At 64.7% G+C, this 12,285-nt stretch carries 13 protein-coding genes; 7 read left to right on the forward strand and 6 right to left on the reverse strand.

The window, feature by feature from the left end; genetic code table 11:
• Positions 1-78 precede the first annotated feature (78 nt).
• On the forward strand, positions 79-2,376 hold the full coding sequence (locus tag ABT375_RS16505; RefSeq protein ID WP_315975816.1) for a putative bifunctional diguanylate cyclase/phosphodiesterase: 2,298 nt from the start codon (positions 79-81) through the stop codon (positions 2,374-2,376).
• Between the two features lie 7 nt (positions 2,377-2,383).
• Here ABT375_RS16505 and ABT375_RS16510 read toward each other — a convergent pair whose 3' ends face one another.
• The 5 genes from ABT375_RS16510 to aroQ form a co-directional block, all read right to left on the reverse strand.
• On the reverse strand, positions 2,384-3,133 hold the full coding sequence (locus ABT375_RS16510) for a ParA family protein (RefSeq protein WP_224549697.1): 750 nt from the start codon (positions 3,131-3,133) through the stop codon (positions 2,384-2,386).
• Positions 3,134-3,294: 161 nt separating this feature from the next.
• The gene (locus ABT375_RS16515) at positions 3,295-3,639 is read right to left on the reverse strand and encodes an arsenate reductase family protein (RefSeq protein ID WP_416463365.1); all 345 of its coding nucleotides are present in this window, start codon (positions 3,637-3,639) and stop codon (positions 3,295-3,297) included.
• A complete protein-coding gene (gene accC, locus ABT375_RS16520) occupies positions 3,636-4,988 on the reverse strand; it encodes an acetyl-CoA carboxylase biotin carboxylase subunit (protein ID WP_416463366.1) in 1,353 nt (450 codons plus the stop codon). Before accC ends, ABT375_RS16515 begins: the two co-directional genes overlap by 4 nt.
• Positions 4,989-5,001: 13 nt before the next feature.
• Positions 5,002-5,490, reverse strand: coding sequence for an acetyl-CoA carboxylase biotin carboxyl carrier protein (gene accB, locus ABT375_RS16525; RefSeq protein ID WP_416463367.1), 489 nt, complete (start codon positions 5,488-5,490; stop codon positions 5,002-5,004).
• A gap of 94 nt (positions 5,491-5,584) precedes the next feature.
• Positions 5,585-6,025 (reverse strand): type II 3-dehydroquinate dehydratase, encoded by a 441-nt coding sequence (gene aroQ, locus ABT375_RS16530; protein WP_129927167.1) that lies wholly within the window; start codon positions 6,023-6,025, stop codon positions 5,585-5,587.
• Between the two features lie 114 nt (positions 6,026-6,139).
• On the opposite strand from aroQ, the gene thiS reads away from it, so the two are divergent.
• Positions 6,140-7,165: a sulfur carrier protein ThiS gene (gene thiS, locus ABT375_RS16535; RefSeq protein ID WP_416463368.1), complete on the forward strand. Its 1,026-nt coding sequence runs from the start codon at positions 6,140-6,142 to the stop codon at positions 7,163-7,165.
• A 100-nt stretch (positions 7,166-7,265) separates the two neighbouring features.
• On the opposite strand, the gene ABT375_RS16540 is transcribed toward thiS, so the two are convergent.
• Positions 7,266-8,156, reverse strand: coding sequence for a LysR family transcriptional regulator (locus ABT375_RS16540; protein WP_416463369.1), 891 nt, complete (start codon positions 8,154-8,156; stop codon positions 7,266-7,268).
• Between the two features lie 91 nt (positions 8,157-8,247).
• On the opposite strand from ABT375_RS16540, the gene ABT375_RS16545 reads away from it, so the two are divergent.
• Genes ABT375_RS16545 through ABT375_RS16565 form a run of 5 tightly spaced genes read left to right on the forward strand, consistent with a single transcriptional unit; the run spans position 8,248 to position 12,231 of the window.
• Positions 8,248-8,958: a CoA transferase subunit A gene (locus ABT375_RS16545; protein WP_224549710.1), complete on the forward strand. Its 711-nt coding sequence runs from the start codon at positions 8,248-8,250 to the stop codon at positions 8,956-8,958.
• The gene (locus tag ABT375_RS16550) at positions 8,958-9,830 is read left to right on the forward strand and encodes an HAD family acid phosphatase (RefSeq protein ID WP_416463370.1); all 873 of its coding nucleotides are present in this window, start codon (positions 8,958-8,960) and stop codon (positions 9,828-9,830) included. The genes ABT375_RS16545 and ABT375_RS16550 overlap by 1 nt, the downstream gene beginning before the upstream one ends.
• A gap of 2 nt (positions 9,831-9,832) precedes the next feature.
• On the forward strand, positions 9,833-10,468 hold the full coding sequence (locus ABT375_RS16555; RefSeq protein WP_224549712.1) for a CoA transferase subunit B: 636 nt from the start codon (positions 9,833-9,835) through the stop codon (positions 10,466-10,468).
• Between the two features lie 11 nt (positions 10,469-10,479).
• The gene (locus ABT375_RS16560; RefSeq protein ID WP_416463371.1) at positions 10,480-10,920 is read left to right on the forward strand and encodes an HIT family protein; all 441 of its coding nucleotides are present in this window, start codon (positions 10,480-10,482) and stop codon (positions 10,918-10,920) included.
• Positions 10,921-10,935: 15 nt separating this feature from the next.
• Complete coding sequence (locus ABT375_RS16565) at positions 10,936-12,231, forward strand: glycosyltransferase family 4 protein (protein WP_224549714.1); 1,296 nt, start codon at positions 10,936-10,938, stop codon at positions 12,229-12,231.
• The last annotated feature ends 54 nt before the right edge of the window (positions 12,232-12,285 follow it).

The raw sequence follows: 12,285 nt of genomic DNA on the forward strand, positions 1-12,285 counted from the left end.
TGCTAACCCGGTCATGTGGGTAGCAAGCAGGACCAAGCCGTAGAACCGGACCGCCAGGCGCGCGCGTCGCTGCGCGCCATGGCGGGCCTTTCGCCCGTGAAGGACGAAGCGGGCCTGCGCGTGCTGGAGGCCCAGCTTCGATCCGCCGACAGCGTCGCCATCCTGCGCCATGGCATGAATATCTGCGGCCTGCTGTTTCTGTGGGAGGTCTTTTCTCATTGCTGCTCGCCGGTTCTGCTGGGCGGGTGGAGCGCGGCGCTGATCGCCGCGACGACCATCGCCCTGCTGCTCGACCGGCAACGGGGGCGCGCGAAGAATATCGGCCTGTCGCCATCCGATCTGCGGCGGCATGGGCTGGGGGGATTGTTGCAGGGGCTGGTCTGGGCGGCCTGCATGGTGCTGGTGTCGCGATCCGGCCAGACTGCGGAACTGGTGGCGCTCTGGACCCTCATCAGCTGCATCATGGTCTGCGGCGCGATCAGCTATGCGGCGACCCCGCTGTCCGCCACTGCCTATTTGCTACCCTGTATCCTGGGTCTTTTCGCCATGTTCGACCAAGGTGGCCAGATGCCGTTGCGGGCGCTGGCGACCAGCTACGCCCTGTCGCTGCTGGCCGGCTGTTTCATCTATGCGCGCACCTTTGCGCGGCAGCACAGCACGACCGCGCAACTGGCCGAAAAGAGCGAAGTCGTCAGCCTGCTGTTGCGGGAGTTCGAGGGAGGGGGATCGGACTGGCTGTGGCAGACCGACGCGCTGCGGCGGATCAGTGGCGTTTCCGGCCGTTTCGCCGAAACGATGGGGATGCAGCCGGCGGAGCTGGAGGGAGCGCCGCTGGTGCAAATGCTGGCGGGCAGCGGTTGGGACGACGGCCGGTTCGCAGCCGGCCTGCACAGCCTGGCCGACTATTTGAAGCGGCGCGAGAGTTTCAGCAATCTGCTCCTTCCGGTCGAGGTCAAGGGCCAATGGCGCTGGTGGGAGCTGTCGGCTTCGCCCCGCCACGATGAAAACGGCATTTTCCAAGGGTTCCGCGGGGTCGGGTCGGACGTGACGGCGCAGCGCGAATCGGCCGACAAGATCGCGCAGCTCGCCCGTTTCGATCCGCTCACCGGCCTGCCCAACCGCAGCCATCTGCGCGAGGTGCTGGACCAGTCGATGGACGCGGCGAAAGGCCGCTCGCCCGGCTGCGGTTTCCTTATGATCGATCTCGACCGCTTCAAGTCTATCAACGACACGCTGGGCCATCAGATCGGCGACAAGCTGTTGAGCCAGGTGGCGCGGCGGCTGCGCCAGGTCTGCGCGACCGACATATTCTGCGGCCGGATCGGCGGCGACGAATTCGCCGTCATCATGCCGGATGTCGCCGATAGCGCGGCCATCCCTCGCCTGTCGTCGGCGATCATCGGGGCGCTTTCCGCCCCCTATCAGATCGACCAGCATATGCTCTATGTCGGCGCATCGGTCGGATCGGCTTTGTCGCCGATGGATGGCCGCGCGTCCGAAGCCCTGATCCGCAGCGCCGACCTCGCCCTCTATCGCGCCAAGGATGAGGGCGGCGGTGTGCATTGCGCCTATGAGCCGCGGCTCCACGCGCAGGCGGAGGAGCGGCGGCAGCTGGAGCTGGCGCTGCGCGAGGCGCTGGAAAAGGATCAGTTGCACGTTCTCTATCAGCCCGTAGTCGATGCCGACCAGGGCGTGGTGCTGGGGTTCGAGGCGCTGGTGCGCTGGACCCATCCACAACTGGGCGTCATATCGCCGGTCAAGTTCGTACCGGTGGCTGAGGAAGCGCGGCTGATCGCGCCGATCGGCGAATGGGTGTTGCGCACCGCCTGTATGGAGGCGGTGACCTGGCCGGACGATATCCGGATCGCCGTCAATGTCTCGGCCGAGCAGCTGACCCATCCCAGCTTCGTCGCCGCGGTCGTGTCCGCGCTGGCGCAGAGCGGGCTCGACGCGCGCCGGCTGGAGCTGGAGGTCACCGAAAGCGTATTCATGAACGAGGATGCGGGCGCGCTCAAGGTGCTGGACCAGTTGCTCAGCCTGGGTATCCAGCTCTCGCTCGACGATTTCGGCACCGGCTATTCCTCGCTGGGCTATCTCAGCCGTACCCGGTTCAACACGATCAAGATCGATCGCAGCTTCGTCGTTGGCGCGTCCAAGAATACCGCCGAAAGCCTGGCCATCATCCGGGCCGTGGTGACGCTGGCCGAAAGCCTGGGCATGAGCACCACGGCCGAGGGCGTGGAGACCGAGGCCGAATTGCAGATGGTCCGGCGGCTGGGCTGCAAGAAGGTGCAGGGCTATTATTTCGGTCGGCCGATGCTGCCCCAGGACGCGGCGCGCCTGTTTCCGAAACCCCAGCGGGCTGCCATCGGCTGACGCCGCTCTAGCCGGCCTGCAATTGCCGCTCGACCATCGTCCACAGCGAGGCGAAGGCCTGTGCCGGCGGCGAAGTCGGGGCGAAAGCGCCTAGCGGCTTGCGGCGCACCGTCATCTGCTCGATCGTGCTGGCCATCGGAATGGCGGGCCAGCCCGACTGGCTGTCCAGCGCCGCGCGATGCAGGCTGCGGCGGCGATCGACCATCGAATAGACCGGCAGGATCGGCGCATGGTTGCCGCCGCGTTGGACCAGATAGCGGGCGACCTCGCCCATCGCCCGCTGCGACAGGGGGGACGGGATGACGGGGATGACGATCAGGTCGGCGGCGCGCAGCACCTGCTCGCTGGTCTCGGTCAGGCCGGGCGGGCAATCGAGGATGATCCGGTCATAGTCGCGCCCCAGGCTCTCGATCAGCTTGGCCAGCCGCTTCTTCTTGTCCATTTCGCGGAACAGATGGTCGAGGCTGCGCAAGGAGGTGTCGGCGGCGATCAGGTCCAGCCCCGGCACGGTCGACGGCTGGATCAGCTTGCGGACGTCCACATCCTTGCTGAAGATCGCCTGCGCCGCGTCGCGGCTTTCCGTGTCGGTGGAGAGCAACCAGCTCGACGCGGCCTGCGGGTCGAGATCCCAGAGGAGGGTGCGCCGCTTGGAGATGCAGGCCGATGCCCAGGCCAGGTTGATCGCGAAGGTGGTCTTACCCACGCCGCCCTTCAGACTGTAGACGGCGATGGTCGCCAATGTCGGTTCCTTTGCCATGAGGAGAGAAGCTACGGCTTCCCGCCATCAAAGCAAGCGCTCAGATCATGGCTTTGTTACGCGCCTGTGACGTGGCGACATGAGACAGGGAGTTGGACAATTATATCGCATTTTCAGAACAAAGATCGTTTCGGATATGCAATGATAGAGTGTTTAGATTTTTATAGAATTTCCAATACCTTATCCTGCGGCCGGCAGAAGCGAACGCCCTTCTCGGTCTCGACGAAGGGGCGATTCACATAAGCCGGATCTGACGCCATTGCGTCCAGGATCGCACTGGCGTCCAAGGTAGGCAGGCCGCGTTCCTCTGCGTCGGTGCCCATCTTGCGGATCGCCTCCGCCGGGGTCAATCCGGCGTCGGCGATGATCTGCGCCAGCTTGTCGCGGGTGAACGGGGTTTTCAGATACTCGATCACCTCGACCTCGACGCCCGGCGTCTCTTCGAGGATCGCCAGCGTCTTGCGCGACGTGCCGCATTTGGGGTTGTGCCAGATGGTCGCCTTCACGCGTCGCCCTCCCGCGCCAACCATTCCTCAAGCCATTTGATCGTGTAGTTGCCGTTGAGGAAATCGGGATCGCGCAGCAGCGCCTGATGCAGCGGGATGGTGGTCTTCATCCCTTCGATCACATATTCCTCCAGCGCCCGCTTCAACCGCATGATCGCGCCCTCGCGGGTGCGGCCATAGACGATCAGCTTGCCGATCATGGAGTCATAGTAGGGCGGCACCTTATAGCCCTGATACAGGCCGCTATCGACGCGGACATGCATGCCACCCGGCACATGATAGCTGGTCACGGTGCCCGGCGACGGCGCGAAGGTCTTGGGATCTTCGGCGTTGATGCGGCATTCGATCGCATGGCCGGTGAAACGCAGCTCGTCCTGGGTGACCGACAGCGGCTTGCCTTCGGCGATGCGGATCTGTTCGCGGACCAGGTCCATGCCGGTGATCATCTCGGTCACCGGATGTTCGACCTGAAGCCGGGTGTTCATTTCGATGAAGTAGAATTCCCCATCTTCCCACAGAAATTCGATCGTGCCCGCGCCGCGATAGCCCATATCGGCCATCGCCTTGGCGCAGACGCCGCCGATGCGGTCGCGATCGGCCTGGCTCAGGATTGGGGAGGGGGCTTCTTCCAGCACCTTCTGGTGACGCCGCTGGAGCGAACAATCGCGCTCGCCCAGATGGATGGCGTTGCCATTGCCGTCGCCGAACACCTGGATTTCGATATGGCGCGGATTGCCGAGATATTTTTCGAGATAGACGGTGGCGTCGCCAAAGGCGGCCTTTGCTTCCGACCCGGCCTGCTGCATCAGCGTTTCCAGATCGTCGGGCGAATTGCACACCTTCATGCCGCGACCGCCGCCGCCGGACGCGGCCTTGATGATGACCGGATAGCCGGCCTTTTCCGCGATCGCCTTGGCTTCCTCCAGGTCGCTGATCGCGCCGTCGGAGCCGGGGACGAGCGGCAGGCCCAGCGCGCCGGCGGTGCGCTTGGCTTCGATCTTGTCGCCCATGGTGCGGATATGTTCGGGCTTCGGCCCCACGAAGGCGATGCCGTGCGCTTCGACGATTTCGGCGAACTTGGCGTTTTCCGACAGGAAGCCATAGCCCGGATGGATCGCATCCGCGCCGCTGATTTCCGCGGCCGAAATGATCGCGGCGACGTTCAGATAGCTGTCCTTGGCCGCGGGCGGCCCGATGCAGATCGCTTCGTCGGCCAGCCGCACATGCATGGCGTCGGCGTCGGCGGTCGAGTGGACCGCCACCGTCTTGATGCCCATTTCATGGCAGGCGCGGTGGATGCGCAGCGCGATTTCGCCGCGGTTGGCGATCAGCAGCTTTTCAATGGCCATGGGTCCGACGGCCTTATTCAATGACGATCAGCGGCTGGTCGAATTCGACCGGCTGGCCATTGTCGACCAGCACGGCCTTGACCGTACCGGACACGGGTGCGGCGATCGCGTTCATGACCTTCATCGCTTCGACGATCAGGATCGTCTCACCGGCGGCGACCTGCGCGCCGATGCGGGCGAAGGGGGCGGAGCCGGGTTCGGCGGAGAGATAGGCGGTGCCCACGATCGGGGATTTGACCAGCGTGCCGGCGGGCAGTGAAGCCTCGGCCGGCGCGGCGGCGGGCGCCGGAGCAGCGGCAGCCACCGGGGCCGCGGCGGCGGGCGCAGGCGCGGCGGCATAGACCGGCGCGGCGCTGGCGGCGGCCTTGCGCGCGACGCGGATCTTGCGGTCGCCGTCCTCGACCTCGATCTCGGTCAGATTGGTGTCATCGAGTAGCGCGGCCAGATCGCGCACCAGCTGTACGTCTACCTGCATTGCGCCCTTTTCTTGTTTTTCGGTCATGTTGAAGTCCCTGGCCGGTGAATATCGTTTCTGGTGCCCGCGCCTATGCGCATTTACGGCAAAGCGCAACTTTTGTGCGCCCAAACGCGCCCCTTCACAGTTCCAGCGCGGCTTCCAGCGCCAGCATGTAGGACATGGGGCCAAAGCCGGCGATCGTCCCCTTGGCCGCCATGCCGACATAGCTTTTGTGGCGGAAGGCTTCGCGTTTATGCGGGTTGGACAGGTGGATTTCGATCACCGGCACGGTCACCGCCTTGATCGCATCATGCAACGCGACCGACGTGTGCGTGAGGCCGCCGGGATTCATGATGATCGCGTGGGCGCCTTCTGCATGGGCTTCCTGCACCCAGTCGATCAGATGGCCTTCATGGTTGGACTGGCGAAAATCGATTTCGACATGGGCGCGCGTAGCAGCGTCGTCCATCCGCTCGGCAATGTCGTCCAGCGTGTCATAGCCGTAGATTTCCGGCTCGCGGGTGCCCAGCATGTTCAGATTGGGTCCGTTCAGCACATAGATTTTACGCATGTCGGCCATGGCGATCCCCTTGCATGTTGCGACCGGGGCAAGGCCGCCCCTATATGCGGCACGATCCTTAGCCCTTCATGTCTCGCTTAGTCGAGACATCTTCGCATGTTCGGGAAAGCTATAGTGAGCACAGACGGCACCATCTCCATCCACATCAATGGCGAACATCGCCGCATCCGCGACGGCCTGACGCTCGCGCAACTGGCGAGCGAACTGGGCTTCGTGCCCGAAAAGGTCGCAGTGGAGCGCAATCTGGAGGTCGTGCCGCGATCGACCCTGGCGCAGGTCATGGTCGAGGATGGCGACGAACTGGAGATCGTCCATTTCGTGGGCGGCGGCGATCATCCGGTCGCCGGTAACGGCGGGGCGGTATCCGCCGCCGACGATAGCTGGACAGTGGCGGGCAAGACCTTCCGCTCGCGCCTGATCGTGGGGACCGGCAAATATAAGAGCTTCGAACAAAATGCAGCCGCGCTGGCGGCGTCAGGCGCGGAGATCGTCACCGTGGCGGTGCGTCGCGTCAATGTCAGCGATCCCAAGGCGCCGATGCTGACCGACTATATCGACCCCAAGGTCATCACCTATCTGCCCAATACGGCGGGCTGCTTCACTGGCGAGGAAGCGATTCGCACGCTGCGCCTAGCGCGCGAGGCGGGCGGATGGGATCTGGTGAAGCTGGAGGTGCTGGGCGAGGCGCGGACGCTTTATCCCGACATGGTGGAGACTCTTCGCGCCACCGAAGTGCTGGCGAAGGAAGGCTTCAAGCCGATGGTCTATTGCGTCGACGATCCGATCGCCGCCAAGCGGCTGGAAGATGTCGGCGCGGTGGCGATCATGCCGCTGGGCGCGCCGATCGGGTCGGGGCTGGGCATCCAGAACCGGGTGACGATCCGCCTGATCGTGGAAGGGACCAAGCTGCCGGTGCTGGTCGATGCGGGCGTTGGCACCGCGTCGGAAGCGGCGCAGGCGATGGAACTGGGCTGTACCGGCGTATTGATGAACACCGCCATTGCCGAGGCCAAAGACCCGGTGCTGATGGCCGCCGCGATGAAGGCGGGGGTCGAGGCCGGGCGCATGGCCTATCGCGCCGGGCGCATGGGCAGGCGGATGTATGCCGATCCGTCCAGCCCGCTGGCAGGGCTGATCTAGCGTTTATTCCGTGTGTCCCCGCGAAGGCGGGAATCCAGTTCTGCCGTCTGGCCTGGGTTCCCGCCTCCGCGGGAACACGCGGCGCTTTTGCAGGACCGCTCTAAGGCCCGGAATTCGCGCGCAGGTCCAGCCGGCTCGCCCGGTCGAAAATCGCCAGCACCAGCGGATCGGACTCCGCTGCGCGCATCGCGACCTGAAATTCGACCGGGGGCATGGCGGGCGCATCGGGCACCGGCACCAGCCGCCCGCTTGCGATGGGTTGGCGCACCATCGGATGGGGAAAGATGCCGATCCCGCCGCCTTCCAGCACGATGTCGATCATCGTGCGGACATTGTTGCACAGATTGAGCGGGCAATCGGCCAGGTCCGACGCGGCGATCGCCTCCTTCATGATGCGATAGAGCGGCGACAGGTTGGTGAGCGACCAGATCGGCGTCCTGGCCGCGTCCATGGTGCGCACCGTCGACGGACTGGCCAGCCAGAGCAGGTCGACGCTGCCGATCGGCGCGGTGCGCAGCATCGGATGGGCGATCCGGCCGGCGGCAAAGGCGATGTCGGTGCGGCCGGAGGCGAGTTGCTGGATCAGGTCGACCGTCAGCGCAATGTCCACCTCCAGCGACACGTGGGGCAGGTCATGGCCCAGTTGCGCGACGAAGCCGGGCAGGCAACTGGCCGCCGCAATCTCGCCCGCGCCGATTCGGATGATCCCGGTCGCGCCCGATATGTCGCTACACCCCATCAGCACCCCCTGGAAGCGCGCCCAGAGCGGTTCGCTTTCGCGCACCAGCTCGCGCCCGGCCGGGGTCAGCGCCATGGCTCGCCCCTCCCGCCGGAACAGGGCGGTGCCCAGATGACTTTCCAGTTCGCGCACGCGCGCCGAAATGGCGGGCTGGGTCGTGTTGAGCCGCGCCGCCGCCGCTGCGAAGGTGCCCAGCCGGGCGATCCAGAGCAAGGTTTCAAGATGGTAGAAGGCGATGCGATTGATAGACATTGCTTATGCTTAACTGAAAAAACAAATCATTGGTATTGATTGGTCGCGCTGCCTAAGAACGGTGTGAACTTTCAAAACAGGAAGGATGCCGATGGCCAGGAAGCTTTACCCCGATGCCGCTGCGGCGCTGGAAGGATTGCTGTTCGACGGGATGCATCTGTGCGCGGGCGGCTTTGGCCTGTGCGGTATTCCTGAACGGCTGATCGACGCGATCCGCGATTCGGGGGTCAAGGATCTGACCATCGCCTCCAACAATGCCGGGATCGACGGCGAGGGACTGGGCAAGCTGCTGCGCACGCGCCAGGTCAAGAAGATGATCTCCTCCTATGTCGGCGAGAACAAGGAGTTCGAACGGCAATATCTGGCTGGCGAACTGGAAGTCGAATTCTGCCCACAGGGCACGCTGGCCGAACGCTGCCGTGCGGGCGGGGCGGGCATTCCGGGCTTCTACACCAAGACCGGCGTCGGCACGCAGGTGGCCGAGGGCAAGGAAGTGAAGAGCTTCGACGGCCAGGATTATATCCTGGAGCGCGGCATCTTCGCCGACGTCGCGGTCATCAAGGGCTGGAAGGCCGACGAGAGCGGCAACCTGATCTTCCGCAAGACCGCGCGCAACTTCAACCAGCCGATGGCGACCGCGGCGAAGATTTGCATCGCCGAAGTCGAGGAAGTGGTGCCGACCGGCAGCCTCGATCCCGACGCGATCCATCTGCCCGGCATCTATGTGAAGCGCATGATCGTGGGTGCGCCCTATGACAAGAAGATCGAATTCCGGACGGTGCGGACGCGGGAAGCGGCCTGATGTCGGCGACGATGCGCATGGCGCCGGCGCTGCTGCTGGCGCCGCTGGCCGCCTGCGCGACCGTGGCGCCTGCGCCTGTCGCCGCGCCTGTCGCCAATCCGCCGGCGGGGATGCAATATCTCTACGGGTCGGGCGAGGGCGCGGCGCTTTCGGTGCAGGCCTGGAACGCGCTGCTGGCCTATGTATCGGCCAGGGTGAAGGCGCGCCCGGCCGACAGCGTCGTGCTGGCGGAGGGCGCGCGCCTCGCCGCGCCGCGCTTCGTACCCTGTGGCGACAAGCCGTTCGCCGCGGTATTCGACGTGGACGAAACGGTGATGCTCAACACCGGTTATGAATATCATGACGCGAAGACCGGCCGGGGCTTCGACGCTGCCGCCTGGGACGCATGGGAGAAGACGGGCGCGGGTGCGGTCGGGCCGGTGCCGGGCGCCGACCATGGGCTGGCCGCGCTGCGCGGTCTGGGCGTGGCCGTCATCTTCAACACCAACCGGTCGGCCGCCAATGCCGATGCGACCGTCCGCGCGATCAAGGCCGCGGGCCTGGGCGATGCGGTGCATGGCCAGACGCTCTATCTAAGCGGCGACGATGCGATGGGATCGCGCAAGGATGGCCGGCGCGCAACGATCGCGGCGCGCTATTGCGTCATCGCCATGGGCGGCGACCAGTTGGGCGACTTTTCCGATCTGTTCAACGCCGCGCAACCCGTATCCGCGCGCCGCGCCACGACGCTGCAACCGCTGGTCGCGGGTCTGTGGGGCAATGGCTGGTTCGTAATGCCCAATCCCGTCTATGGCAGCGGCCTCAAAGGCGGGTTCGACGACATATTTCCGATGGACAAAAGGTGGGCGCCGCCCGCCATAGGGGAGAAATAATCATGCCCTGGACTCGTGACGAAATGGCCGCGCGCGCGGCGAAGGAATTGCAGGACGGTTTCTACGTGAATCTGGGCATCGGCATTCCGACGCTGGTGGCGAATCATATTCCCGATGGCGTGGAGGTGACGCTCCAGTCGGAAAACGGCATGTTGGGCATCGGCCCCTTTCCCTATGAGGGCGAAGAGGACGCCGACCTTATCAATGCGGGCAAGCAGACGATCAGCGAATTGCCGCAGACCGCCTATTTCAGTTCGGCCGACAGCTTCGCCATGATTCGTGGCGGGCATATCGACCTGACCGTGCTGGGGGCGATGGAGATTGCCGAAAATGGCGACATCGCCAACTGGATGATCCCCGGCAAGATGATCAAGGGCATGGGCGGCGCGATGGATCTGGTCGCGGGCGTCAAGAAGATCATCGTCGTCATGGAGCATACGAGCAAGAATGGCGATCCCAAGTTCATTCCGGCCTGCACCCTGCCGCTGACCGGCAAGAATGTGGTCGACATGATCGTGACGGACCTGTGCGTTTTCCAGCGCCCCGACCATGACAGCCCGTTCAAGCTGGTCGAATTGGCGCCGGGCGTGACGGCGGAGGATATCGCGGCTAAGACCAGCGCTCATTATGTGAGCTGAGGACGGCCAGGATGAGCCTTGACGGCGTGTATGACGACAATAATCCCTTCGCCCTGATCCTTGCGGGCAAGATTCCGTCGACCAAATTATACGAGGATGCGCACACGCTCGCCTTCCTCGACATCCAGCCGCAGTCGAAGGGGCACAGCCTGGTCATTTCCAAATGGTCCAGGGCGCGCAACATCCTGGAGATAGAGGATGAGGCGCTGGCGCAGGTGATGGCGAGCGTGAAGAAGGTCGCCAACGCCACGCGCCGGGCGCTTGCCCCCGACGGCATCCACATCGCCCAGTTCAACGGCGCGCCGGCGGGGCAGACGGTGTTTCACCTCCATGTCCATGTCGTGCCGCGCTGGGAAGGCGGACCGCTGGGATTCAGCGCCCATGCGCAGGGCGATTTCGCCGACGCGGCGCAACTGGCCGCGCTCGCCGAACAGATCCGCGCGCAGTTCTGACAGCGGACCGACTCCTTGGTTCTCAAACCGTTCAAGGCGCCCGGCGCCCGTCTCGCATTGCGGACCAAGCGGCCCGCCAAGCCTTCCACCAGCATGGAGGGCGACGCCGAAATCATCCTGGACCTGTCGCGTTTGCTGTCGCGCTGTTTCCATCCCACGCCGACGGGCATAGACCGTGTCGAATATGTCTATGCGCGCGAGTTGCTGGCGCGAATGCCCGATCGGCTGGCCTTTGCCGCGGTGCATCCGGCCGGCGGCTATTATGGTCGGCTCGATACGTCGGCCGTGCGCCAGTTCCTGGCCTTCACGATCGCCAAATGGCGCAATGTGGAATCGCCCGATCAGCGGAAGAACCGCGCGACCATCATCGCGCATCTGTTCGCGCTGCGCCCCCGGCCGGTACCCCGCGCCAGCCGGCCGCGCGTCTATCTGCAGGTGTCGCCGCATCATCTGGACGATGAGGAGCAGGTCGGCGCGATCCTGCGCGCCGAAGGGGCGAAGTTCGTCACGCTGGTGCATGACGTCATCCCGCTGTCCCATCCGGAATATGCGAGGCCGCAGGGCGCGGAAGAACATCGCCGCCGCGTCCGCACGATCGACGCCCATGCTGCGGGGATCATCGGCAACAGCCAGGCGACGATCGATGCGCTGGCGCCGCACATGCAATATGGGCTGGAAGGCCGCGCCGTCCGGGTGGCGCATTTCGGCGCCGATCCGCAGGATGTGTTCGCGCTGAAAGGCTATGCGGGGCCGGAGCGGCCCTTTTTCGTCTATATCGCGACGATCGAGCCGCGGAAAAACCATATGCTGCTGCTCAATGTCTGGCGGCGGCTGGTGGAGCGGCTTGGCAAGGATGCCCCGGTTCTGGTCATGGTCGGGCGCCGCGGCTGGGAGATCGAGAATGTCATCGATATGCTCGAACGCGGCGAGGCGGTGCGCGATCATGTGGTCGAGGCGGGAGAATTGTCCGACCGGGAAATGGAGGAACTGATCGCCGGAGCAAGGGCCATGATCATGCCGTCCTTCATCGAAGGCTTCGGAATGCCGGTCGTCGAGGCGTTGTCGGCCGGCGTCCCCGTGATCTGTAGCGACATTTCCGCGCATCGGGAGGTCGGCGGCGACGCGCCCGACTATCTCGACCCGATCGATGGCCTGGGGTGGCTGAGGTTGATCGAGGCTTACAGCCAGCCGAACTCGCCGGAACGCGATGCGCAAATCGCCCGGATCGCCGCCTGGCGTGGACCGACCTGGCAGGGCTATTTCGACATCGTAACGGATTTGCTGGAAGAAGTCACTGCGCAAGTTTCTTGACGCTCGCCGACGCAGCCCGCATGGAAGTGTAGAACCGATTGAAAGACCGGCCGT

The sequence above is a fragment of the Sphingomonas sp. VDB2 genome, from assembly GCF_047946695.1.
GTDB classification, from domain to species: domain Bacteria; phylum Pseudomonadota; class Alphaproteobacteria; order Sphingomonadales; family Sphingomonadaceae; genus Sphingobium; species Sphingobium bisphenolicum.